Annotated in this window: 23 protein-coding genes; 14 read left to right on the top strand and 9 right to left on the bottom strand. The window is 69.3% G+C overall.

Annotated features, from left to right (window positions below):
* Positions 1 to 3: 3 nt before the first annotated feature.
* From AC5Y43_RS00815 to mqo, 8 genes are all read right to left on the bottom strand, one after another.
* Complete coding sequence (locus tag AC5Y43_RS00815) at positions 4 to 1,752, bottom strand: proline--tRNA ligase (protein WP_499968315.1); 1,749 nt, start codon at positions 1,750 to 1,752, stop codon at positions 4 to 6.
* Between the two features lie 41 nt (positions 1,753 to 1,793).
* A complete protein-coding gene (locus tag AC5Y43_RS00810) occupies positions 1,794 to 3,386 on the bottom strand; it encodes an MFS transporter (protein ID WP_499968313.1) in 1,593 nt (530 codons plus the stop codon).
* A 33-nt stretch (positions 3,387 to 3,419) separates the two neighbouring features.
* Positions 3,420 to 4,625: a uroporphyrinogen-III C-methyltransferase gene (gene cobA / locus AC5Y43_RS00805; protein ID WP_499968311.1), complete on the bottom strand. Its 1,206-nt coding sequence runs from the start codon at positions 4,623 to 4,625 to the stop codon at positions 3,420 to 3,422.
* A gap of 9 nt (positions 4,626 to 4,634) precedes the next feature.
* Positions 4,635 to 6,011: a cobyrinic acid a,c-diamide synthase CobB gene (locus tag AC5Y43_RS00800; RefSeq protein ID WP_499968309.1), complete on the bottom strand. Its 1,377-nt coding sequence runs from the start codon at positions 6,009 to 6,011 to the stop codon at positions 4,635 to 4,637.
* 112 nt (positions 6,012 to 6,123) lie between these two features.
* Positions 6,124 to 6,738 carry a cob(I)yrinic acid a,c-diamide adenosyltransferase gene (gene cobO, locus AC5Y43_RS00795; protein WP_499968307.1) on the bottom strand — a complete coding sequence of 205 codons (615 nt, stop codon included), beginning with the start codon at positions 6,736 to 6,738 and terminating at the stop codon, positions 6,124 to 6,126.
* A gap of 21 nt (positions 6,739 to 6,759) precedes the next feature.
* The gene (locus AC5Y43_RS00790; RefSeq protein ID WP_499968305.1) at positions 6,760 to 8,592 is read right to left on the bottom strand and encodes a magnesium chelatase subunit D family protein; all 1,833 of its coding nucleotides are present in this window, start codon (positions 8,590 to 8,592) and stop codon (positions 6,760 to 6,762) included.
* Positions 8,589 to 9,062 carry a GNAT family N-acetyltransferase gene (locus tag AC5Y43_RS00785; RefSeq protein ID WP_499968303.1) on the bottom strand — a complete coding sequence of 158 codons (474 nt, stop codon included), beginning with the start codon at positions 9,060 to 9,062 and terminating at the stop codon, positions 8,589 to 8,591. Before AC5Y43_RS00785 ends, AC5Y43_RS00790 begins: the two co-directional genes overlap by 4 nt.
* Complete coding sequence (mqo, locus tag AC5Y43_RS00780) at positions 9,059 to 10,546, bottom strand: malate dehydrogenase (quinone) (RefSeq protein ID WP_499968301.1); 1,488 nt, start codon at positions 10,544 to 10,546, stop codon at positions 9,059 to 9,061. The genes AC5Y43_RS00785 and mqo overlap by 4 nt, the downstream gene beginning before the upstream one ends.
* Before the next feature lie 79 nt (positions 10,547 to 10,625).
* Here mqo and AC5Y43_RS00775 point away from each other — a divergent pair, with 79 nt between their 5' ends.
* Positions 10,626 to 11,633: an alpha/beta hydrolase gene (locus AC5Y43_RS00775; protein ID WP_499968299.1), complete on the top strand. Its 1,008-nt coding sequence runs from the start codon at positions 10,626 to 10,628 to the stop codon at positions 11,631 to 11,633.
* A gap of 10 nt (positions 11,634 to 11,643) precedes the next feature.
* Complete coding sequence (gene mtr, locus AC5Y43_RS00770; protein ID WP_499968297.1) at positions 11,644 to 13,023, top strand: mycothione reductase; 1,380 nt, start codon at positions 11,644 to 11,646, stop codon at positions 13,021 to 13,023.
* A gap of 154 nt (positions 13,024 to 13,177) precedes the next feature.
* On the opposite strand, the gene AC5Y43_RS00765 is transcribed toward mtr, so the two are convergent.
* Positions 13,178 to 13,642: a Fur family transcriptional regulator gene (locus AC5Y43_RS00765; RefSeq protein ID WP_499968295.1), complete on the bottom strand. Its 465-nt coding sequence runs from the start codon at positions 13,640 to 13,642 to the stop codon at positions 13,178 to 13,180.
* A gap of 113 nt (positions 13,643 to 13,755) precedes the next feature.
* Between AC5Y43_RS00765 and nicT the strand changes: the two genes are divergently transcribed.
* The 12 genes from nicT to AC5Y43_RS00705 all read left to right on the top strand — a co-directional run bounded on the left by nicT (position 13,756) and on the right by AC5Y43_RS00705 (position 23,764).
* Entirely contained in the window at positions 13,756 to 14,877 is a 1,122-nt protein-coding gene (gene nicT / locus AC5Y43_RS00760; protein ID WP_499968293.1) for a Nickel transporter NicT, read from the top strand.
* A 103-nt stretch (positions 14,878 to 14,980) separates the two neighbouring features.
* Complete coding sequence (locus AC5Y43_RS00755; protein WP_499968291.1) at positions 14,981 to 15,316, top strand: hydrogenase maturation nickel metallochaperone HypA; 336 nt, start codon at positions 14,981 to 14,983, stop codon at positions 15,314 to 15,316.
* A gap of 43 nt (positions 15,317 to 15,359) precedes the next feature.
* Positions 15,360 to 16,130, top strand: a complete 771-nt coding sequence (hypB, locus tag AC5Y43_RS00750; RefSeq protein WP_499968289.1) for a hydrogenase nickel incorporation protein HypB — start codon at positions 15,360 to 15,362, stop codon at positions 16,128 to 16,130.
* A gap of 301 nt (positions 16,131 to 16,431) precedes the next feature.
* Entirely contained in the window at positions 16,432 to 17,487 is a 1,056-nt protein-coding gene (locus tag AC5Y43_RS00745) for an NADH-quinone oxidoreductase subunit B family protein (protein WP_499968287.1), read from the top strand.
* A gap of 44 nt (positions 17,488 to 17,531) precedes the next feature.
* A complete protein-coding gene (locus AC5Y43_RS00740; RefSeq protein ID WP_499968285.1) occupies positions 17,532 to 19,331 on the top strand; it encodes a nickel-dependent hydrogenase large subunit in 1,800 nt (599 codons plus the stop codon).
* A gap of 3 nt (positions 19,332 to 19,334) precedes the next feature.
* The gene (locus AC5Y43_RS00735) at positions 19,335 to 20,231 is read left to right on the top strand and encodes a NifU family protein (protein ID WP_499968283.1); all 897 of its coding nucleotides are present in this window, start codon (positions 19,335 to 19,337) and stop codon (positions 20,229 to 20,231) included.
* Entirely contained in the window at positions 20,228 to 20,869 is a 642-nt protein-coding gene (locus AC5Y43_RS00730; RefSeq protein ID WP_499968281.1) for a DUF5947 family protein, read from the top strand. Before AC5Y43_RS00735 ends, AC5Y43_RS00730 begins: the two co-directional genes overlap by 4 nt.
* A complete protein-coding gene (locus tag AC5Y43_RS00725; RefSeq protein ID WP_499968279.1) occupies positions 20,866 to 21,528 on the top strand; it encodes a DUF6084 family protein in 663 nt (220 codons plus the stop codon). The genes AC5Y43_RS00730 and AC5Y43_RS00725 overlap by 4 nt, the downstream gene beginning before the upstream one ends.
* A complete protein-coding gene (locus AC5Y43_RS00720; protein WP_499968277.1) occupies positions 21,525 to 22,853 on the top strand; it encodes a hypothetical protein in 1,329 nt (442 codons plus the stop codon). Before AC5Y43_RS00725 ends, AC5Y43_RS00720 begins: the two co-directional genes overlap by 4 nt.
* A 12-nt stretch (positions 22,854 to 22,865) precedes the next feature.
* Positions 22,866 to 22,985: a DUF6893 family small protein gene (locus AC5Y43_RS00715; protein WP_499968275.1), complete on the top strand. Its 120-nt coding sequence runs from the start codon at positions 22,866 to 22,868 to the stop codon at positions 22,983 to 22,985.
* Positions 22,986 to 23,003: 18 nt separating this feature from the next.
* Positions 23,004 to 23,492, top strand: a complete 489-nt coding sequence (locus AC5Y43_RS00710) for a hydrogenase maturation protease (RefSeq protein ID WP_499968273.1) — start codon at positions 23,004 to 23,006, stop codon at positions 23,490 to 23,492.
* A gap of 5 nt (positions 23,493 to 23,497) precedes the next feature.
* Positions 23,498 to 23,764 carry a HypC/HybG/HupF family hydrogenase formation chaperone gene (locus AC5Y43_RS00705; RefSeq protein ID WP_499968271.1) on the top strand — a complete coding sequence of 89 codons (267 nt, stop codon included), beginning with the start codon at positions 23,498 to 23,500 and terminating at the stop codon, positions 23,762 to 23,764.
* Position 23,765 lies beyond the last annotated feature (1 nt).

Here is a 23,765-nt window from a genome sequence, read left to right as displayed (position 1 = left end):
GCGCTAACCGGTCAGCGTCGCCGCGACGTCGGCGGCCAGCGAGGCGCCCACGGCCAGCTCGCGGGTCTGTCCGCCGAAGCGGTCGCGCAGCTCGACCACACCGTCCGCCCAGCCCCGCCCCACCACGACGATCCACGGCACGCCCAACAACTCGGCGTCCTTGAACTTCACCCCCGGCGAGGCCTGCCGGTCGTCGAGCAGCACGTCGACACCCAGCCCATCCAGGTCGGCGGCCAGCTCCGTCGCCCCGGCGCGCGCCTGGGCGTCCTTGTTGGCGATCACCAGGTGCACGTCGAACGGTGCGACCGCCGGCGGCCAGCGCAGGCCCAGCTCGTCGTGATGCTGCTCGGCGATGACGGCCACCATCCGCGACACCCCCAGCCCGTAGGAGCCCATGGTCAGCCGCACCGGTTTGCCGTCCTCGCCCAGCACGTCGACGGTGAAGGCGTCGGTGTATTTGCGGCCGAGCTGGAAGATGTGGCCGATCTCGATGCCGCGGGCGGACACCAGCGGCCCGGCGCCGTCCGGGGACGGGTCGCCGTCGCGCACCTCGGCGGCCTCGATGGTGCCGTCGGCGGTGAAGTCGCGGCCGGCCACCAGCCCGACGACGTGACGGCCGGGCTCGTCGGCCCCGGTGATCCAGCTGGTGCCGTCCACCACCCGCGGGTCGACGAGATAGCGAACACCGTTGTCGCGCAACGCTTTCGGCCCGATGTAACCCTTCACCAGGAAGGGGTATTTGGCGAAGTCGGCGTCGTCGAGCAACGCGTATTCGGCCGGTTCCAGCGCGGCGCCCAGCCGCTTTTCGTCGACCTCGCGGTCGCCGGGCACCCCGATGCCCAGCAGCTCCCACTCCCCGCCGGGCTCGCGCACCTTGAGCAGCACGTTCTTCAAAGTGTCGGCCGCGGTGACCGAACGGCCCAGACCGGCCGTGTTGGCCCAGTCGACCAGGGTGGCGATCGTCGGGGTGTCGCCGGTGTCGTGGACGACGGCCTCGGGTTGGCCGTCGATCGGGAGCGCGTCGGGGCGCGCGGTGACGACGGCCTCGACGTTGGCGGCGTATCCGGACTGCAGGCAGCGCACGAAGGTGTCCTCGCCGACCGCGCTCTCGGCCAGGAACTCCTCCGACGCGCTGCCACCCATCGCGCCCGACACCGCCGAGACGATCACGTAGCGCACCTTGAGCTTTTCGAAGATGCGCTGATAGGCGTCGCGGTGCGCGTGGTAGGCGGCCTTGAGCCCGGCGTCGTCGACGTCGAAGGAGTAGGAGTCCTTCATCACGAATTCGCGCACGCGCAGGATGCCGGCGCGCGGGCGCGCCTCGTCGCGGTATTTGGTCTGGACCTGGAACAGCAGCAGCGGAAAGTCCTTGTAGGAGCTGTATTCACCCTTGACCGTCAGCGCGAACAGCTCCTCGTGGGTGGGGCCCAGCAGGTAGTCGTTGCCGCGGCGGTCCTTGAGGCGGAACACGCCGTCGCCGTACTCGGTCCACCGGTTCGTCGTCTCATACGGGGCGCGCGGCAGCAGCGCGGGGAACAGGATCTCCTGGCCGCCGATCGCGGTCATCTCGTCGCGCACGACGCGTTCGATCCTGCGCAGCACCCGCAGCCCGAGCGGCAGCCAGCTGTACAACCCGGGCGCGACGGGCCGGATGTAGCCGGCGCGGATGAGGAGTTTGTGGCTGGGCACTTCCGCGTCGGCGGGATCGTCGCGCAGGGTGCGCAGGAATAGCTCGGACATCCGGGTGATCACAGCGGGCAAGCCTAACCTGCGGCGGATGTGGTTGCGGGAGGCTACAGCTCGCCGGCGTCGATCGCGTCCTTGACCTCTTGGGCGTGGGCGACCTGCTGGGGCGTGTAGCCGATGAACAGCGCCGCGGCGCCGACGATGACGGCCGCCCCGGCCACCCACAGCAGGCCATAGGTGTAGCCGTGGTCCAGCGCCCCCAATTGGGCGTCGGTCATGAATTTCACCGGGCCCGTGGTGCCGCCCAGGTACAGGGTGCGCGAGGTGATCACCGCCTGGATGACGGCCAGCACCAGCGGGCCGCCCAGGCTCTGCGCCATCAGCGCGATGGCCGACACCGGGCCGATCTGGTCGAAGCCCACCCCGGCGATCGCCGACAGGGTCAGCGGGACGACGGCCATGCCGATGCCGATCCCGCCCACGATGATCGGCAGGACCAGGTTGGGGAAGTACGGCGCACCGCGGTGCATGAAACCCCAGCCGTAGAGCATCGCCACGAACAGCAGGATGCCGCCGCCGATCGTCAGCACCCGCGGCGAAAACCGCGACACCAGCTGCGAGGACACCCCGAGGCCGATGCCCATCGCGATGACGAACGGGATGAAGCCGATGCCGGCGTGCAGCGCGCTGTAGCCCAGGATGTCCTGCACGTACAGGCCGATGGACACTGTCAGGCTGAACATGACGCCGCCGGCCAGGAAGATCGCGATGAAGGTGATCAGCCGGTTTCGGTCGCGGAAAAGCTTGAACGGCACGACGGGGTTTTCGGCGGTGCGCTCCACGACGACGAACGCGAGCAGCGACGCCAGCGCCACCGCGGCGGGTCCCATCGTGGTGAGCGAGATCCAGCCCTTCTCCGGTCCCACCGAGAACGCGAAGACGGCGGCGGTGCACGCCACGGTGGCCAGCAGTGCCCCGGCGGCGTCGAGCTTCATCCGCTCCCGGTTGGTCTCCCGCAGCGCGGTCCGGGCCAGGTAGATCATCACCAGCCCGATGGGCACGTTCACCAAAAACGCCAGCCGCCAGGACAGCTCGGTCAGCGCCCCGCCGACCACCAGGCCCATCACCGAGCCGACGGCCGTCATCGCGGCGAACACCGCCGTGGCGGCGTTGCGCGCCGGGCCCTTCGGGAAGGTGGTCGCCACCAGCGCCAGGCCGGTGGGCGAGGCGATGGCCGAACCGATGCCCTGCAGCAGCCTGGCGATGACCATGGTCGCCTCGTCCCACGCGACCGCGCACAGCACCGAGGAGATGGTGAACAGCGCGACACCGACGATGAACGTCCGCTTGCGCCCGATGGTGTCGCCGAGTCGCCCGCCCAGCAGCATCAGCCCGCCGAACGTGAGCACGTAGGCGGTGATCACCCAGCTGCGGCCGGCGTCGGACAGGCTCAACTCGTTCTGGATCTTGGGCAGCGCGACGATGGCGACGGTGCTGTCCATGGTGGCCAGCAGCTGCATCCCCCCGATGGCGATCACGGCCGCGACGAAGCGCCAGGAAGGCATCCAGGCCGGGTAATACCTGCTGATCCGTGACGAGGCGGTCTCCTCCGGGCGCGGGGCGCGCACCGGGGCCGGACGATCGGGGCGTGCGGAGGCCAAGTTCTGGCCCGCGCGCTCTGTGTCGTTGAGAGCCGTCATAATGGGTTACCTTACAGTAATCTTAAGAATCGTTTAAAGGCCGAACGCAGCAACCGAGCCGATGACGATGATCGCGGGAGGTCGGATCCCCTCCGCGCGGATCTTCTCGGGCGTGTCGGCGAGGGTGGCTCGCAACGTGTGCTGAGCTGCCGTTGTTCCGTGCTGGACCACCAGCACCGGCGTATCCGCAGGTCGGCCGCCCGCGAGCAGCGCGTCGACGAAAAGTTCGATGCGTTCGACCGCCATCAGCAAAACAATCGTGCCCCGCAGGGCGGCCAATGCGTCCCAATTCACTAACGATTCGGGGTGCCCGGGCGCGACGTGCCCGCTGACCACCACGAACTCGTGATTTATCGCCCGATGCGTGACCGGAACGCCCGCCAGGGCGGGCACGCCTATGGCGCTCGTCACACCCGGCACCACGGTCACCGGAATCCCGGCCTCCGCGCACGCCAGCACCTCTTCGTAGCCGCGCGCGAAGACGAAGGGGTCGCCGCCTTTGAGGCGGACCACGAAGCTGCCGGCTTTCGCACGCTCGATCATGACGTCGTTGATCGCGTCCTGGGCCATGGCCCGCCCATACGGGATCTTGGCGGCGTCGATGACCTCGACGTGCGGCGGCAGCTCCGCGAGCAGTTCGGGCGGCGCGAGGCGGTCGGCGACGACGACGTCGGCCTGCGCGAGCAGGCGGCGGCCGCGAACGGTGATCAGCTCCGGGTCACCGGGACCGCCACCGACCAGCGCCACGCCGCCTTTGATGACGTCGTCGCTCACGGTGCTGTCCGGCGCGATCGCCCCGGTCTGCAGGGCCTCCCTGATCGCCGACCGGATCGCGGCCGAGCGGCGGTGCTCGCCACCGGCCAGGACCCCCACCGACAGCCCGGCGTAGCCGAACGTCGCCGGCGTCACCGCGGTCCCCTCGACGGCGATGTCGGCCCGGACGCAAAAGATCCGGCGGCGCTCGGCCTCGGCGACGACGGCGGCGTTCACCTGCGCGTCGTCGGTGGCCGCGATCGCGTACCAGGCGCCTTCGAGGTCGCCGTCGCGGTATTCGCGCACCGACAGCGCGATGCCGCCCATCGCCTCGACGGCCGGGGTGGCGCTGCGCGAGATGAGGTGGACGTCGGCGCCGCTCGCGATGAGCAGGGGCAGCCGGCGCTGGGCGACGGTCCCCCCGCCGACCACCACGACCTTCTTGCCGGCCAGCCGCAACCCGGCCAGGTAGGCGTTGTCGGTCACCGGGCAAGCCTAAAGGTTGGTCGCCCTTCGAGCCGCGGCGTGCGCGACGAAGCGCGCCACCGCGCCGGGCGTCGCGGCCGGGTGGGTGTGCAGGTAGGACGCGTGGACGCCGGCGTGCGCGACGCCGTCGCGCACGGTGTCGTCGCCGGCGCGGTACACCCATGCCGGCTCATACGTTTGGGCGAAAGTGACTGCGGTCCGGTGGAATTCATGCCCGACCACGCGCTGGCCGGCGGAATACATCGGCGAGTCGGCCACGGCGACGGCGTCGCGGTAGCCCAGCGTGAGGCACGGGGTGAACGACGCCGACCCGGCGAGCACGCCGCACATCGGGTGCCCGTCGAGCTCGGCCGCCAGATAGATCAGGCCGGCGCATTCGGCGTGCACGGGCGCGCCCGCGGCGGCCAGCTCGTTGATCTGTTGGCGCACCACCTCGTTGGCCGACAGCTCCGCGGTGAACTGTTCGGGAAAGCCGCCGGGCAGCAGCACGGCGTCGGTGCCGTCGGGCAGGGCGTCTGCCAGCGGGTCGAATTCGGCGACGTCGGCGCCGGCCGCGCGCAGCAGCTCGGTGTGTTCGGCGTAGCCGAAGCTGAACGCCTTCCCGCCCGCCATCGCCACGGTGGGGCGCGCAGTGGGTGGCTCCCCCACCGCGGCCGCGGGGTCCCACGGCCGATCGGTGGACCGGGAGTCCGCGGTCGCCATGACGGCGACCAGGTCGATGCAGCGGGCGACCAAAGCGGTCATCGCCTCGACCGCGTCCCGCGCGCGGCGCCCATACTCCAACGCCGTGACGAGGCCGAGATACCTTGTGGGCAGCTCCAATTCGGCGACGCGCGGAATGGCGCCGAGCACCGGGACGCCGGCCTGTTCGCAGGCCTGCCGCAGCACCTGCTCGTGGCGGGCAGAGCCGACCCGGTTGAGGACCACCCCGCACACCCGGGTGGCGGCGTCGAACGTCGAAAACCCGTGCAGCAGCGCGGCGATGCTGTGGCTCTGGCCGCGGGCATCGACGACCAGGATCACCGGGGCGCCCAGCAGGCCGGCGACGTGGGCGGTGGAACCTTGGGCGGGTGCGGTCGCGGCGGTCGCGATGCGCCCGTCGAAAAGACCCATCACGCCCTCGATCACGGCGATGTCGGCGCCGCGCGCGCCGTGGGCGTACAGCGGGCCGATGAGGTCTTCGCCCACCAGCACCGGGTCGAGGTTGCGGCCGGGGCGGCCGGCGGCCAGGCCGTGGTACCCGGGGTCGATGAAGTCGGGGCCGACCTTGAACGGCGCGACGGTGTGGCCGGCCCGGCGCAGGGCGCCTATCAAACCCGTTGCGACCGTGGTCTTTCCGCTGCCCGACGCCGGCGCGGCGACGACCACGGCGGGGACGGGGCTCATCGCGGCCCCTCCCCCCTCGGCGAGCGCCCGCAAAATGACAGCCCGTGCCGCGTGTCCCCGTACAAACACGGGCGCTCGCGGGGGGTGGGGGCGGGGGTTGCGGCGGGGAGGGTCACCATTCGATGCCCTTCTGGCCCTTGCGGCCGGCGTCCATCGGGTGTTTGACCTTGGTCATCTCGGTGACCAGGTCGGCGGCCTCGATCAGCCGCGGCGGGGCGTCGCGCCCGGTGATGACCACGTGCTGGTGGCCCGGCCGGGCCAGCAGGACCTCGACGACATCGTCGACGGCGACCCAGCCCCACTTGAGCGGGTAGGTGAATTCGTCGAGCACGTAGAAGTCGTGGCGCTGCTCGGCCAGCCGGCGCGCGATCTCGGCCCACCCGTCGGCCGCGGACGCCGCGTGGTCGTCGTCGCTTCCGCCCTTGCGGGTCCACGACCAACCGCTGCCCATCTTGTGCCATTCGATGGCCCCGCCGATCCGGTACCGGTCGTGCAGCTCGCCGAGTTGGGCGAAGGCCGCCTCCTCCCCGACCTTCCACTTGGCGCTCTTGACGAACTGGAACACGGCCACGCGCAGCCCGGCGTTCCACGCCCGCAACGCCATTCCGAACGCGGCCGTCGACTTGCCCTTGCCCGCGCCGGTGTGCACCGCCAGCACGGGCGTGTTGCGCCGCGCCCGGGTGGTCAGGCCGTCGTCGGGTACGCTGACCGGTTTTCCCTGTGGCATCGGTGGTTATCCCTCGCTCGGTCAGGCCGCGCCGCGCACGGCACGGGTCAGGTGGTCGGCGCGCAACTGCTCCAGCCGTACCGCGGGTGCCCCGAGCTGATCGGCGAGCCGGCCGGCCAGCCCCAGCCGCACGTACGAGGTCTCGCAGTCCACCACCACCGCGGCGGCACCCTCGGCGAGCAACCGGGCTGCCGCGATCCCGCTGCGCCCCAACGGGTCCGGCCCGGCGGTGGCCCGCCCGTCGGTGAGCACCACGACCAGCGGGCGGCGTGCCCGGTCGCGTGCCCGCTCGCGGACGATCAGCTCACGCGCGGCCAACAGGCCCTCGGCCAGCGGTGTCTTGCCGCCGGTGTCGAATCGGGCCAGTCGCCGCCCGGCGATGTGCGCCGACGTCGTCGGGGGCAGCAGCAGCCGCGCACCGGCCTGCCGGAAGGTGATCACGGCGACCTTGTCGCGGCGCTGATAGGCGTCGCGCAGCAGCGACAGCGCGGCCCCGCTCACCGCGGCCATGCGGTCGCGGGCGGCCATCGATCCGGAGGCGTCGACGACGAAGATCACCAGGTTGCCTTCGCGCCCTTCGCGGATGGCGCGGCGCACGTCCTGCGGCCGCGGCCGCAGCGGCCCCGCCCCGGCGTGTTCGGCGGCCGAGAGCACGGTGGCGAACAGGTGCAGGCCGTGCGCGGCGGGACTGGGCTCGCCGGGGTCGGCGGGGGCCACCACGCGGCCGGAGGCGTTGCGCGCCCGCGACCGCCGGCCGGGTGCGCCCTCGCCTACGCCGGGCACCGTCAGCGCGCGGGTGCGAAACGTCGCCGACGGCGGCGCGCTTGGTTGCGGCGATCGGGGGCGCTGTGGCTTCGAATTCGGTTGCGGCGCAGTCGGATCGGCTGCCTGCCCGCCGCCGGGCGGGTCGGGATCGGGCTCGGGGTCGTCGGCGCCGGCCCGCGCCAGGGCCTCGTCGAGCTCCTCGCGATCGATGCCGGGGTCGTCGAACGGGTCGCGGCGGCGCCGGTGCGGCAACGCCAGCTCGGCGGCAACCCGGATGTCCTGCTCCTCGACGGTGGTGACGCCGCGCCACGCCGCGTGCGCGACGGCGGTGCGGGCCACCACCAGGTCGGCCCGCATGCCGTCGACGTCGAACGCCGCGCACAGCGCCGCGATGCGCCGTAATTCGTTGTCCGGCAACACCACATCGTCGACCAGGGCGCGCGCCGCGGAGATCCGGTGGGCCAGTTCCGCCTCGGCGCCGGCGTAGCGGTGCGCGAAGGCGTCGGGGTCGGCCTCGTAGGCCATGCGCTGCCGGACGACCTCGGTGCGGACGTCGACGTCGCGGGAGGCCTGCACGTCGACGGTGAGGCCGAACCGGTCCAGCAGCTGCGGGCGCAGCTCGCCCTCCTCGGGATTCATCGTGCCGATCAGCACGAACCGCGCCTCGTGCGAATGGGAGATGCCGTCGCGTTCGACGTGCACCCGTCCCATCGCGGCGGCGTCCAGCAGCACGTCGACCAGGTGGTCGTGCAGCAGGTTGACCTCGTCGACGTAGAGCACGCCCCCGTGCGCGCGGGCCAGCAGCCCGGGTGAAAACGCGTGCTCGCCGTCGCGCAGCACCCGCTGCAGATCCAGCGAGCCGATCACCCGGTCTTCGGTTGCGCCGAGCGGCATTTCGACCAGGCCGGAGTCGGTAGTGCCAGACGCGGCCGCCAGCAGCGCCGCCAGCCCGCGCACGGCCGTCGACTTGGCGGTGCCCTTCTCGCCGCGGATGAGCGCGCCGCCGATCTCCGGGCGCACGGCGCACAGCATCAGCGCAAGCCGCAGCTGGTCGTGGCCCACGATGGCGCTGAACGGGTAGGGCTTCACGGCTGCTCCGCGATGCCGGAGCGCGAAGGCTTGAGCATCGGCAGGTGCGGGATGCCGTCGTCGACGAAATCGTCACCGTCGCGGACGAATCCGTGCTGGGCGTACATGTCGGCCAGATAGGCCTGCGCGTCGATCCGGCACGGGTAGTCGCCGACCTCGGCCAGCGCGGCGCGCAGCAGCCGGGTGGTGTGGCCCTGCCCGCGGGCGCTGCGTTTGGTGCACAGCCGACCGATCCGGAACGCCTTCTCGCCGCCGGCGTGCTCCTCCATCAGCCGCAGTGTGCAGATCACTTCGCCGTCCGGCGTTTCCAGCCAGAAGTGCCGGGTCTCGGCAAGCAGGTCGCGCCCGTCCAGCTCCGGGTACGGGCAGGCCTGCTCGACGACGAAGACCTCGACCCGCAGCTTGAGCAGCTCGTAAAGGGTCGGGACGTCAAGGTCTTTGGACCAGACGCGGCGCAAAGCTTCCATCACGACGCCTCCAGCCGCAATGCCTTGGTGCCCCACGCCCACACCTCGTCGAACAGCGCGGGCTCGCGCGACAACTCCGCGCCCAGCGACGGCACCATCTCCTTGAGCGTGGGCAGCCACGCGCCGTAACGGTCGGCGAAGCAGCGCCGCAGCACGTCGAGCATGGCCGGCACGGCCGTCGACGCCCCCGGCGACCCCCCGAGCAGCCCGGCGATGCTGCCATCGGCCGCGCTGAGCAAGGTGGTGTCGAAGTCGAGCGCGCCGCCCTTGCGCTTGTCGCGGCGGATCACCTGGACCCGCTGACCGGCCACCGTCAGCTCCCAATCCGAACCGGTTGCCCTGGGGGCGAATTCGCGCAGCGCGCGCACCCGGTCGGACCCGGACAGGCGCAGCTGACCGATCAGGTAATTCACCAGCGGCATGTTGCCGGCCCCGACGCCCAGTATCGACAGCAGGTTGTTCGGCCTGATCGAGCGGGGCAGGTCGGTGAAGTGGCCGTGCTTCAAGAACTTCGGCGACCAGCCGGCATACGGCCCGAACACCAGCCACGGCTTGCCGTCGACGAACCGGAGGTCCAGGTGCAGCGCGCCGAGCGGCGGGGCGCCGGGCGCGGGCGCACCGTACACCTTGGCGTGGTGCGCGGCGGTCAGCGCCCGGTTGCCCGCGCGCAGGAACCGGCCGCCGATGGGGAAGCCGGCGAAGCCCCTGACCTCCTTGATGCCCGACTTCTGCAACAGCGGCAGGGCGTCGCCGCCGGCGCCGACGAAGACGAATTTGGCTGCCACCCGCCGCTTTTCGCCCGTGCGGCGGTTGCGGGTCAGCAGCGTCCAGCCGCCGTCGGGCCGGCGGGTCAGGTTGCGCACCTCGTGGCCGAACAGCGCGCTGGCGCCGCGGCGCACGCAAAAGCCGATCAGTTGCCGGGCCAATGCACCGAAGTCGACGTCGGTGCCGTCGGCGGCCCAGTTGAGCGCGGTCGGCTCGGAGAAGTCGCGCCCGGCCGCCATGTAGGGCAGCCGGCGCGCGAATTCCTCCGGGTCGTCGATCAATTCGGTGCGCGCGAAGAGCGGGTTGTGCGCCAGCGCGCGTTGGCGACGCCGCAGATAGTCCACGCCCGCCGCCCCGCGCACGAAGCTGGCGTGCGGGACCCGGTTGATGAAGCCGCAGTCGCTCAGGATGCCGTTCTCGGCGGCGTAGGCCCAGAATTGGCGGGTCACCTGGAACTGCTCGTTGATGCGGACCGCCTTGGCGATGTCGATCGAGCCGTCGCGGCGCTGCGGGGTGTAGTTGAGCTCGCACAGCGCGGAGTGCCCGGTGCCGGCGTTGTTCCAGGGGCTGCTGCTTTCGGCGGCGACGGCGTCCAGCCGCTCGATCAGCGTGATCGACCAGTCCGGTTCCAGGCGCCGCAGCAACGCCCCCAGCGTGGCGCTCATGATGCCGGCGCCCACCAGCACGACATCGCTGCGTGCGGTTGTGGCTTGCCCTGACACCGTCCCAGGTTATCCCGGCGACCGCCGGCGCTTGCGGCGTGCGGCCCCCGGCCACCAGCAAAACCTTTAAGCTGGCCCCGTGACTGGCTGGGTGCCCGACGTGCTGCCGGGATACTGGCAGCGCACCATCGACCTCGGCCCCGATCCCGCCGGCGAGGGGGACATCGCGGCAACGCTGATCCGCCGCGGCGAGTCCGCCGGGCCCGGACACCGCGCCGTCCTGGCCGTGCACGGCTACACCGACTACTTCTTCAACACCGCGCTGGCCGATCACTTCGCCGGGCGGGGCTTTGCGTTCTACGCGCTGGACCTACAGAAGTGCGGCCGCTCGCGGCGCGACGGGCAGACCCCGCACTTCATCACCGACCTCGCCCACTACGACGCCGAACTCGGACACGCGCTGTCGGCCGTCCGCGAGGAGGCGCCGGGCCGGGTTGTCGTCTACGGGCACTCCTCCGGCGGTCTCATCGTGTCGCTGTGGCTGGACCGGTTGCGCCGGCGCGATCCCGCCGCCCACGCCGGCGTGCGCGGCCTGGTGCTCAACAGCCCGTTCCTGGATCTGCACGGCCCGGCGGTCCTGCGCACCTTCGTCACGTCGGCGCTGATCGCGGGGCTGTCGCGGGCGTGGCCCAGACGCGTGCTGCGGGCCCCCACCGAAGGTGGCTACGGCACCACCCTGCACCGCGACTACCAGGGCGAGTTCGACTACGACCTGAGATGGAAACCCGTGGGCGGCTTCCCGATCACCGTCGGCTGGGTGCACGCCGTACGCCGCGGCCAGGCCAGGCTGCACCGCGGGCTCGACGTCGGGGTGCCGAATCTGATCCTGCGTTCGGATCACAGCGTGCGCGAAACCGCGGACCCTGCGTCGATGCAAAGCGGCGACGCGGTTCTCGACGTGACCCAGATCGCCAAGTGGGCCGGCCGCATCGGGAATCGCACCACCGTCGTCGTCGTGCCCGACGCCAAACACGACGTGTTCCTGTCGCTGCCGCGACCGCGGGATATCGCCTATCGCCAACTGGACATGTGGCTGGACGACTACCTCGGCGCCGAAAGCACGCCGGCATCCTCGGGGAAGGGGTGAGGGCCCGCCGATGGAAACCTACGACATCGCCATCATCGGAACCGGTTCGGGCAACAGCATTCTCGACGATCGTTACGCCGGCAAGCGCGCGGCCATCTGCGAGCAGGGCACGTTCGGGGGCACTTGCCTGAACGTCGGGTGCATCCCGACGAAGATGTTCGTCTATGCGGCCGAGGTCGCCGCGACCATCCGGGGCGCGTCGCGCTACGGCGTCGACGCGCACATCGACCGGGTGCGCTGGGGCGACATCGTCTCGCGCGTCTTCGGGCGGATCGACCCCATCGCCCTCAGCGGCGAGGACTACCGGCGCAGCGCGCCCAACGTCGACGTGTACGGCGCGCACACCCGCTTCGGGCCCGTGCAACCCGATGGGCGCTACCTGTTGCGCACCGAGGCCGGGGAGGAATTCACCGCCGATCAGGTGGTGATCGCCGCGGGCTCGCGGGCGGTGGTACCGCCGGCGATCCTGGCGTCGGGCGTGAACTACCACACCAGCGACACCATCATGCGGATCGCCGAGTTGCCCGAGCACATCGTGATCGTCGGAAGCGGCTTTGTGGCAGCGGAATTCGCGCACGTCTTTGCCGCGCTGGGTTCGCGGGTCACGCTGGTGATCCGGGGCAGCCGCATGCTGCGGCACTGCGACGACACCATCTGCGAACGCTTCACGCGCATCGCGGCAACCAAGTGGGAACTGCGCACCCACCGCACCGTCGCGCGCGCCGCCAACCGCGGCTCGGGCGTCACGCTCGAGCTCGACGACGGCTCCACGGTCGATGCCGATCTGCTGCTGGTGGCGACCGGCCGGTTGTCCAACGCCGACCTGCTGGACGCCGAGCAGGCCGGGATCGACGTCGCGAACGGCCGGGTGGCGGTCGACCGGTACCAACGCACCTCGGCGCGCGGCGTTTTCGCGCTCGGGGACGTCTCGTCGCCGTATCAGCTCAAGCACGTCGCCAACCACGAGGCCCGCGTCGTGCAGCACAACCTGCTCTGCGACTGGGACGACACCCAGTCCATGGCCGTCACCGACCACCGCTTCGTGCCGGCGGCGGTGTTCACCGACCCCCAGCTGGCCAGCGTCGGCCTGACCGAAAATCAGGCCATCGCACGCGGATTCGACATCACGGTCGCGGTGCAAAGCTACGGCGACGTCGCCTACGGCTGGGCGATGGAGGACACCACCGGAGTCGTCAAACTCATCGGCGAGCGCAACAGCGGATGCCTGCTGGGCGCCCACATCATGGGCCACCAGGCGTCGTCGATCATCCAGCCCCTGATCCAGGCGATGAGCTTCGGGCTGACCGCCGCGGAAATGGCGCGCGGCCAGTACTGGATCCACCCGGCGCTGCCCGAGGTGATCGAGAACGCGCTACTGGGGCTGCGCTGACGCTGATCGAGTGTGAAGCTGTGGCGCTGAGTGTGAAGTTGTGGCTTTCAGTGTGCGCGTAGGGCGGGATTCGGGCCGGATTTCCGCCCTTGGCTCACGGCGAAAGCCCTGAATTCACACTCGACGGAAGACGAAAGACGGCCGGTAGTCCGCGTCAGCCGCGCTGGCATTGCGGGCACAGGCCACGCAGGGTCAGGCCCGCCGCCTCCGACAGCGCGAACGAACTGCCCGCCATCGCGTGCTCGAGCGCCGAGCTCAGCTGGCGGGCGGGTACCTCGATGATCGAGGCGCACTGCGTACACACGGCGTGGTGGTGGGGGGCGGTGGCCAGCCCGTAGGTGGTGACGCCGCCGTCGAGGGTCAGCGCGTGCAGCACCCCCTGGTCGACGAGCGTGGTCACCGTGCGGTAGATGGTCGCCATGTCGGGCGGCTGGGTGCCGGGCGGCAGGCACGCGCGCACCCGCTGATGGATCTCCGCCACCGGCAGGTGGCCGTTGACCGGCTCGAGCACGGCCAGCACCTGGATCCGCGACGCCATGCGCCGCAACCCGCGGGCCCGGAGGAAATCGCCGAGGCGTTCGGCGACCGCCGGGTCCAACACGGGCGCCTTGCTGGTCACCCGTTCAGTGTCCCGCCCGATAGCGGGGATTGCCAGTTTTTCGCGCCAACTCGGCGCGCCGCCTCCTGCAATCGGCTTGCATTTGGCGCGCGGCGCGCCCTAATGTCGTGCCGGTGGTCAGCACCGAGACCGACTGGCGGCCGTCACCAGTGACGAGACTTCGCGGTTTCCTGACCCCGGCGGAGTGGTGGCGGCTGGGAGCGATGGCCGCGGTGATCGTCGCGCTGCATCTGATCGGCTGGGGCACCCTGGCGTGGATCGTGGACCCACAGCGACTCAGCCTGGGCGGCAAGGCGTTTGGCATCGGCGTCGGGCTGACGGCCTACACCCTGGGCATGCGGCACGCCTTCGACGCCGACCACATCGCCGCCATCGACAACACCACCCGCAAGCTGATGAGCGACGGGCAGCGCCCCCTCGCCGTCGGCTTCTTCTTCTCGCTGGGCCACTCCACGGTGGTCTTCGCGCTGGCGCTGCTGCTGGTGACCGGGGTCAAGACGATCGTCGGACCCGTCGAGGACGACTCGTCGGCCCTGCATCACTACACCGGCCTCATCGGCACCAGCGTCTCGGGCGTCTTCCTCTATCTGATCGCCTTCCTCAACGTCATCGTCCTGGTCGGCATTCTCCGCGTCTTCGCGCGACTGCGCCGCGGCGACTATGACGAGACCCAACTGGAACGGCAGCTGCAAAACCGCGGCCTGATCAACCGGTTCCTCGGCCGCTTCACCAAATCGATCACCAAGTCCTGGCACGTGTACCCCGTCGGGCTGTTGTTCGGGCTGGGTTTCGACACCGCCACCGAGATCGCGCTGCTGGTGCTGGCGGGCACCAGCGCGGCCGCCGGCCTGCCCTGGTACGCGATCCTGTGCCTGCCGGTGCTGTTCACCGCCGGGATGTGCCTGTTGGACACCATCGACGGCTCGTTCATGAACTTCGCCTACGGCTGGGCCTTCTCCAACCCGGTGCGCAAGATCTACTACAACATCACCATCACCGGACTGTCGGTGGTCGTCGCGGTGTTGATCGGCACCGTCGAGCTGCTCGGGTTGTTCGCCGGGCAGCTGGGCTGGCAGGGCCCGTTCTGGCAGTGGGTGGGCGGCCTGGACCTCAACACCGTCGGCTTCGTCGTCGTCGGGATTTTCGCCGCCACCTGGGCGGTCGCCGTGCTGGTCTGGCGCTACGGCCGCATCGAGGAAAAGTGGGCCCCCGTCGGGGCCGACACCGCGACGTAGCTCTATCCAGGCTCTATCCAGGCTCTATCCAGCCCGCGATCCGGCGGTTCGCGGCGCACCCGGTGTTGGGTGCAGACCCGCTTTTGGGGGTAGAACAAATGCCATGCACGAGCTGTCGCTGTGCGAAGCGATCGCCGGCATGGTCAAGACACATGCCGACGGCCGCCACGTCGACGTGGTGCGCGTCCGGATCGGGGCGTTGCGGCAGGTGGTCCCGGAGTCGCTGTCGTTCTGCTGGACGTTGGTCCGCGAGTTCGAGGACATGCCGGACGCCGAGCTGCAACTCGAGTGCGTGCGCGCCGAGGTGAGATGCCGCTCGTGCGGCCGCCAATCCGAAATCACGTCGGCCTGGTCGATTTGGTGCCCGCGCTGCGACAGCTCCGACGTCGATGTGCTGCACGGCAACGAATTCCTGGTGACGTCGATGGATGTCTCGTGACCAGATCTCTCTTGAAACATGCTCCACCTGGACGGATTTGATCATGGGTAGATTTCATCGCCACGACCCGCACGACGAAAAAGCCGTGCCCGAGCACGAGCATGAGCACGACCACGGGGACCACAGCCACTACCAGACCGGCACGCAGCGCATCGATGTGCTGGAGGCGATCTTCGCCGAAAACGACGTTCTCGCCGATGTCAACCGGGCGGCATTCGAGCGCAACGGGATCCGCACGCTGAACCTGATGAGCTCACCGGGATCGGGGAAGACGAGCATCCTCGCGGCAACGCTCGACGAGCTCGCCGGCGAGTTCGCGATCGGTGTGATCGAAGGCGACATCGCCACGGATCTGGACGCGGTGAAGCTCAGCGGTCGCGGCGCTCAGGTGTCACTGCTAAATACCAGCAACGGGTTTGGCGGCGAATGCCATCTCGACGCGCCGATGGTCAACCGTGCGCTGCCCGGCCTCGACCTGGCCACCCTGGACCTGGTGATCATCGAGAACGTCGGCAACCTGGTGTGTCCGGCGGAGTTCGACGTCGGTGAGCACGCCAAGGCGATGGTCTACTCGGTCACCGAGGGCGAGGACAAGCCGCTGAAGTACCCGGTCATGTTCAGATCTGTTGATGTGGTGCTCCTGAACAAGATTGATCTTGTTCCCCATCTGGACGTCGAGGTGGACGCGTACATCGGCCACGTTCGGCAGGTCAATTCGACCGCGACGATCCTGCCGGTCAGCGCGCGCACCGGCGCCGGCATGGCCGCTTGGTTCGGCTGGCTGCGGCGGTTCGCCAACGAAACGCGAGCCTGAGCCCGCCCGGCCTGCCGGTCACTCCTGCAAACGCCTCGCAGGACAGCCGGTGCGGGAGGCCGGGTTCATCGCGGCTCACCGGTTCATCGCGGTCCGCGCGAATCCGCCGAAATCGCCTGTCGCGCAGTGCGAATGGCCTCACCGGGAGGGGCTATGCAACATCTGTTCAGTTGCCCTGAAAAGGGGAGCCGTTGACAACGGTTGACCGCAGGCGTAGACCGAAAAACAGCGCCGCGCAAGTGGGCCGACGGTCGACTCCGGTGGCGTAGGAGCGTAGCACCCGGCTCCGGAAAGCTGCAGCATGCCGACCGACGCGGCAGTCAAAGCAGAAGAAACATTGATCCATGTTCTCTGGATTAATGCGGGGCTGAGTTGTGACGGCGATTCGGTGGCGTTGACTGCTGCCACCCAGCCCAGCGTCGAGGAGATAGCACTCGGGGCGCTTCCGGGCTTACCGAAGGTCGCCGTGCATTGGCCCCTGATCGATTTCGAATGTGGACCCAGCGGGGGGGCGGACGACTTCCTCGAGTGGTTTTTCAGAGCCGATCGCGGCGAGCTCGAGCCATTCGTGCTCGTGGTCGAGGGATCGATTCCCAACGAGAAGATCAAGGACGAGGGCTACTGGTGCGGGTTCGGCAACGACCCGGCCACCGGCCAGCCGATGACCACCAGCGAGTGGCTCGACCGGTTGGCGCCCAAGGCGACCGCGATCGTCGCGGTCGGGACCTGCGCCACGTACGGCGGCATCCACGCGATGGCCGGCAATCCGACTGGCGCAATGGGCGTTCCCGACTACCTCGGCTGGGATTGGAAGAGCAAGGCCGGCATCCCGATCGTCTGCGTTCCGGGGTGCCCGATCCATCCGGACAACCTGGCGGAGACGCTGACGTATCTGCTGTACATGGCGACCGGGCAGGCGCCGATGATCCCGCTCGACGACGCGTTGCGCCCCACCTGGCTATTCGGCGCCACCGTGCACGAGGGGTGCGACCGGGCCGGCTACTACGAGCAGGGCGACTTCGCCACCGAGTACGGATCACCGAAATGCATTGTCAAGCTTGGCTGCTGGGGTCCGGTCGTGAAATGTAACGTGCCCAAGCGCGGGTGGATCAACGGCATCGGCGGATGCCCGAATGTCGGCGGCATCTGCATCGGATGCACGATGCCGGGGTTCCCCGACAAGTTCATGCCCTTCATGGACGAGCCGCCGGGCGGCAAGGTGTCCACGGCCGCGTCGGGCCTCTACGGATCGGTGATCCGCAACCTGCGCGGCATCACCAACCGCACGCTGGACAAGGAGCCGCGCTGGCGCCACAACGGCGACAAACTCACCACCGGGGCCCGCCGCACCTGGTAGGTCCCGATTGGGATCCCCTTCTCAACTCAGACAGCGAGACTTCGATGACAACTATTGTCCCCGAGCCGACCACCGCGAAGCGTGAACCCGGTCAACTCGTCGAAATGGCCTGGGACCCGATCACCAGGATCGTGGGCAGCCTCGGCATCTACACCAAGATCGATTTCGAGAACAAGGAGGTCGTCGAGTGCCACAGCACCTCGTCGATCTTCCGCGGCTACTCGATTTTCATGAAGGGCAAGGATCCGCGCGACGCCCACTTCATCACCAGCCGCATCTGCGGCATCTGCGGCGACAACCACGCCACCTGTTCGTGCTACGCGCAGAACATGGCATACGGGGTCAAGCCGCCGCACCTCGGTGAGTGGATCGTCAACCTCGGCGAGGCGGCGGAATACATGTTCGACCACAACATCTTCCAGGAGAACCTGGTCGGGGTGGACTTCTGCGAGAAAATGGTCTCCGAGACCAACCCGAGTGTCCTGTCATTGGCGGAGAAAACACCCGCGCCACACGCAGACGCACACGGCTACCGGACGATCGCCGACATCATGCGCTCGCTCAACCCGTTCAGCGGTGAGTTCTACCGCGAGGCCCTGGCGGTCAGCCGCTGGACGCGAGAAATGTTCTGCCTCATGGAGGGTCGCCACGTGCACCCGTCCACGCTCTACCCCGGCGGGGTCGGGACCGTGGCGACCGTTCAGCTGATGACCGATTACATGACGCGGTTGATGCGTTACGTCGAGTTCATGAAGAAGGTCGTGCCGATGCACGACGACCTGTTCGACTTCTTCTACGAGGCGCTGCCCGGCTACGAGAAGGTCGGTTTGCGCCGCACCCTGCTCGGTTGCTGGGGCTCCTTCCAGGATCCCGAGGTCTGCAACTTCGAGTACAAGGACATGGAGCGGTGGGGCAACGCGATGTTCGTCACGCCCGGCGTGGTGGTCGACGGAAAGCTCGTCACCCACTCGCTGGTGGACATCAACCTCGGCATCCGGATCCTTTTGGGCAGTTCGTATTACGACGACTGGACCGATCAGGAAATGTTCGTCAAGACCGACCCGCTCGGCAATACGGTGGACCGGCGCCATCCGTGGAACCAGCACACCAACCCGCACCCGCAGAAGCGGGATTTGGAGGGCGGCAAATACAGCTGGGTGATGTCGCCGCGCTGGTTCGACGGCCAGGATCACCTGGCGCTGGACACGGGTGGCGGACCGCTGGCCCGCTTGTGGGCGACGGCGCTGGCCGGGCTGGTCGACATCGGCTATGTGCGGGCGACCGGCAACAGCGTCAAGATCAACCTGCCGAAGACCGCTTTGAAACCTGCGGTGGAATTGGAGTGGAAGATCCCCCGGCATGGCAGCAACACGATCGAACGCGACCGGGCCCGCACCTACTTCCAGGCCTACGCGGCCGCGTGCGCGCTGCACTTCTGCGAAAAGGCACTGGCCGAAATCCGTGCTGGACGTACGAAGACATGGGAGAAGTTCGAGGTGCCCGACGAGGCCATCGGCTGCGGCTTTACCGAAGCGGTGCGCGGTGTGCTCAGCCACCACATGGTGATCCGGGACGGCAAGATCGCCAACTATCACCCGTACCCGCCCACCCCGTGGAACGCCAACCCGCGCGACAGCTACGGCACGCCGGGACCATACGAGGATGCGGTGCAGGGTCAGCCGATCTTCGAGGAGAATTCGCGCGACAACTTCAAGGGCATCGACGTCATGCGCACGGTGCGCAGCTTCGACCCGTGCCTGCCGTGCGGCGTGCACATGTATCTCGGAAAGGGCAAGACCCTCGAGAGACTGCACACGCCAACGCAGTCACCCGCCGGGGAGTGACGCATGGCTGATCGCCCGACGAGCCGGTTGGAGGACCCCGACAGCGACACACAGTGGCGTGCAGCGGGCGATCGGATCCAGACACTGCTGGATTCCTGCGCGGCGAATGGGCCCGCCGCCCACGAACGAGCCCAGCGGTTGGTCCGCGAGGTGGTCGAGCTCTACGGGGCCGCGCTGGAGCGGATCATGCAAGCCGGCGAGACCGGGTTAGCCGAGCGGCTGGCCACCGACGACCTGGTGGCCAGTCTGCTCCTGGTCCACGGCCTGCATCCGCACGACGTGCACCGGCGGGTGTCCGACGCGCTGGACCGGGTCCGGCCCTACCTGGGCTCCCACGGCGGCGACGTCGATCTGCTCGAGATCGACGATGGCACCGTGCGACTCGCGTTCAAGGGAAGCTGCAAGAGCTGTCCGTCCTCGGCGGTGACGCTGGAGCTGGCGGTCGAGGACGCCGTCCGCGCGGCCGCGCCGGAGATCTCGTCGATCGAGGTGGTCGCCGCCTCGGCCGAGAAGGCCGCCGCCAGCGTGATCCCCGCCGAATCGCTGATGGCGCATGTGAAGTCGAATGGGCACGCCGCCGGCTGGTACCGCGTACCCGAGGTCGGCGACCTGGGCCCCGGCGAGGTGGCGGGGTTCCTGGTTGCGGGCACCCCGCTGCTGGTATGCAGAGTTGGCGACCTGCCGCTGGCCTACCGCGACCACTGTCCGGTGTGTGCCGACTCGTTGGCGGGTGCACAACTGCGCGAGACGCTGCTGGGCTGCCCGCGCTGCGGCACGCAATTCGACATCGTGCACGCCGGTGCCGGTCCCGACGGGACCCACCTCGAGCCGCTGCCCCTGCTGCTTCGCGACGGAGTGCCATCGGTAGCGCTGGCCGAACCGATGGGCGCCCCGGCATGAGCAGCCCCTATGACGTGTTGGCACGCATCACCAGCGATAGGCGCGCCCCACCGGCGGCCGGCGAACGCTGCGAGATGTGCTCCGAATCGATTCCCGACGAGCACCAGCACGTCGTGAACGTGTCCGGCCGACAGCTGATGTGCGTCTGCCGGGCCTGCTATCTGCTGTTCACCGATCGCGCCGCCGACCTGCGCTACCGGTCGGTGCCGGACCGGTACCTGGCCTTTGGGGATTTCGTGCTGGACCGCCGTGCATGGGAGGCGCTCCAGATTCCGGTCGGCGTGGCGTTCTTCTTCACCAACTCCGCGCTCGGGCGCACCGTCGCCTTCTACCCCGGGCCCGCCGGCGCGACCGAATCCGAACTCGATCTGGATGCCTGGAACGCCGTCGCCGGCGCCGACACCCGGGTGGGCCTGCTCGCCGACGACGTCGAGGCCCTGCTGGTCCGGATGCCTGACGGCGATGACGCCGAAAATGCCGAGCCGGAAAGCTATCTCGTCCCGATCGACGCCTGCTACCAGTTCGTCGGCCGGCTGCGGATGCTCTGGCGCGGGTTTGACGGTGGGCAGGAGGCCCGGGCGTTCATCGACGGTTTCTTCTCCCAGCTCGCCGCCCGCGCAGTGAAGACGCCACCATGAGCGCAGAGCACGTGGAGGTGAGCTTCGCCGTTCTCGACGTGGCGCCCGAACCGTACGCCGTGAGCCCGGTGCTGACCGCACGCGTCGGACTGACTACCGGCGGGGCCGATGTCGGGGCCTTCGTGCACGCCATCGCGCTGCGCTGCCAGGTGCGGATCGAGCCGCTGCGCCGGTCCTACTCCGACGACGAAGCGGGCGGGCTGCTCGACTTGTTCGGACCCCGCGAACGCTGGGCGAGCACCCAACGGACCTTCCTGTGGCAGCACTGCACCGCGATGGTGCCGGGGTTCGCCGGTAACACGGCGGTGGCGCTCCCGCTGGACTGCACGTACGACTTCGAGGTCGCCGCCGCGAAGTACCTGCACGCACTGCGCGACGGCGCGCTGCCGCTCCAGTTCCTGTTCAGCGGAACGATTTTCGTGAAGTCCGAGCGCGGGTTCTCCGTCCAGCAGGTGCCGTGGGACCGCGAGTGCCGCTACGACATGCCGGTGACGGTCTGGCGGGATCTGATCGCGCAGCACTATCCGAACGCCGGCTGGGTGCGGCTCGGTCACGAAACCATCGCGGCGCTGGCCGCCTACAAGTCGGCGCAAGGGCTGCTCGACCTCGACCACACGATCACCGCGCTGCTGGACACGGACCGGGAGGTGGCGCGGTGACCCGCAAAGCCTCGAACCGGGACCGGGCCCACGCCGTCGCCGACGCGGTGCTCTACGAGGGCTATTTGCTCTATCCGTACCGCGGCACGTCGAGTAAGAATCAATCGCGTTGGCAGTTCGGCGTTTTGGGTCCGCCCGGCGCCGCAGACGCCGGCATGGGCGAGGACGACACCCTCGCGGCGCAGTTCTTGGTGGACGCGGCGCAGGCGATAACCCTGACGGTGCGCTTCCTGCAGCTGCAGCGCCGCCGCGCCGAGCGCGAGTTCGCCCCCGGCGAGTTCGAACCCGTCGACGAGCTGGCCACCCCGGCGGGGGTGTGGCTCACCTGGGACGAGGCGGTCGAATGCGAACTGTCGTTCGGCCCGCTTCCTTTAGACGATGAACCCTGCACGTTGCCGCTGATCGCGGACCCGGCAACCGACATCGAATACCTCGACGGCGGTCGCCTGGTGCGGCAGCGCCGGGAGGTGCTTGGCGTACTGGCGGTGAGCAGCGAGCCCGACGGCGACCTGTGCCGGGTGTCCATACGGGTCGGCAACGTCGGCGACGCGGCGCGCGACAGAGACGATGCGATAGCGCGTTCCATGATCGGAACCCACGTCATCGCCGAAGCTGTTGGCGGCCGGTTCGTTTCGCTGCTCGAACCTCCCCCCGACGCGAGCGACGCGGCGTCGCGGTGTGGCCAGCACCGCTGCTTCCCCGTGCTGGCCGGCCCGCCGGGCAACGACGACATCCTGCTGATCTCGCCGATCATCCTCTACGACCACCCCGAGGTCGCCGAACAGAGCAACACCGCCCTGTACGACTGCACGGAGATCGACGAGATCCTCACGCTGCGCGTGATGACGATGACCGACGAGGAGAAGGCGCAGGCCCGGGCCACCGATGCGCGCGCCGCGCGGATCATCGACGAGTGCGACGCGATGTCGCCCGAGGCAATGACGCGCCTGCACGGCGTGCTGCGCGATCCGCACGGGGTTGCAGGGCTCGTCCCGGAGATCCCCGAGGGTGTCAACTGGTGGGATCCGCTGGCCGACAACGCCGTCCGGCCCGAGATCGACGCGGTGCTGGTGAACGGGGTACGGGTCGCCCGCGGCAGCCGCGTCCGGCTGCGGCCCCGGCGCAACGCCGACGCGCAGGACATCTTCGTCGCGGGCAAGACCGCCCGCGTCACCTCGGTGCACGAGGACGTGGAGGGCAACACGCATGTCGGGGTCGTCGTCGACGACGACCCCGCCGCCGACCTGCACGACTGGTACGGCCGCTATCTGTACTTCTCCCCCGACGAAGTAGAGCCGCTCGGAGCCGGACAAGCCGCAAGGTGAAAGGAGTTCGAAATGGAAGTCTTGGGTTGGGTGTTCATCGCCATCGTCGCGTTGGGGGTCGGGGTGGCGCTGTTGCTCGGGCTGGTGTCGCTGCCCGATGCTCGCCGCTACCTGAAGCTGAGGCGGATGTAGCGAGCCTGTGGCAAGGCCATGACAGCGCGCATCCTGGTGGCCGGAATCGGCAATATCTTCCTGGGGGACGACGGGTTCGGCTCCGAAGTGGTCCGCAACGCCGAAATCCCGCGGGACGATTCGAGTGTTCGCGTCATCGACTATGGCATCAGGGGCATGCACCTGGCCTACGACCTGCTCGAGGGCTGGGACACGCTGGTCCTCGTCGACGCCGTGCCCAGCCGCGGCAACCCGGGGACGTTGCACGTCTTCCAGGCCGATCACGAATCGGATTCGGCCGCACCCGGTATCGACGGCCACAGCATGGATCCGGCCGCGGTCTTCGCCAGCCTGCGTGCCCTGGGCGGCAACCCGCCCTACACGGTCGTCGTCGGATGCGAGGCCGGCAGCGTCGAGGAAGGCATCGGCCTCACCGAGCCCGTGGCCCGGGCCGTCCCCCGCGCCGCGCGCGCCGTCGAGGAAATAGTCGCGGCGCTGCAAACATCCCCCGCGCGAGAGGAGTACTGAAAGCCATGTGCCTGGGTATACCCGGTCAGGTGATCCGGATGTTGGAGGGTTACGAGGGTCAGCTCGCACTGGTCGACGTCACCGGCGAACAGCGCAGAATCAACGTCGGCATGTTGCCGGACGAGACGTTCGCGCCGGGCGACTGGGTCATCATCCACATGGGTTTCGCGGTCGAGAAGACGGATCGGGCCGGGGCCGAGGAGGCAATGGCCGGTCTCGAGCTGATGGGCCGGGGCGGGCCCGACCCGACGATCGGCCCGGGGGGCGGTTGAG

This window comes from Mycobacterium sp. NGS57, assembly GCF_059812405.1.
Note: the sequence above shows the minus strand (reverse complement) of the source record. Positions and strands in the feature narration are given on the sequence as shown.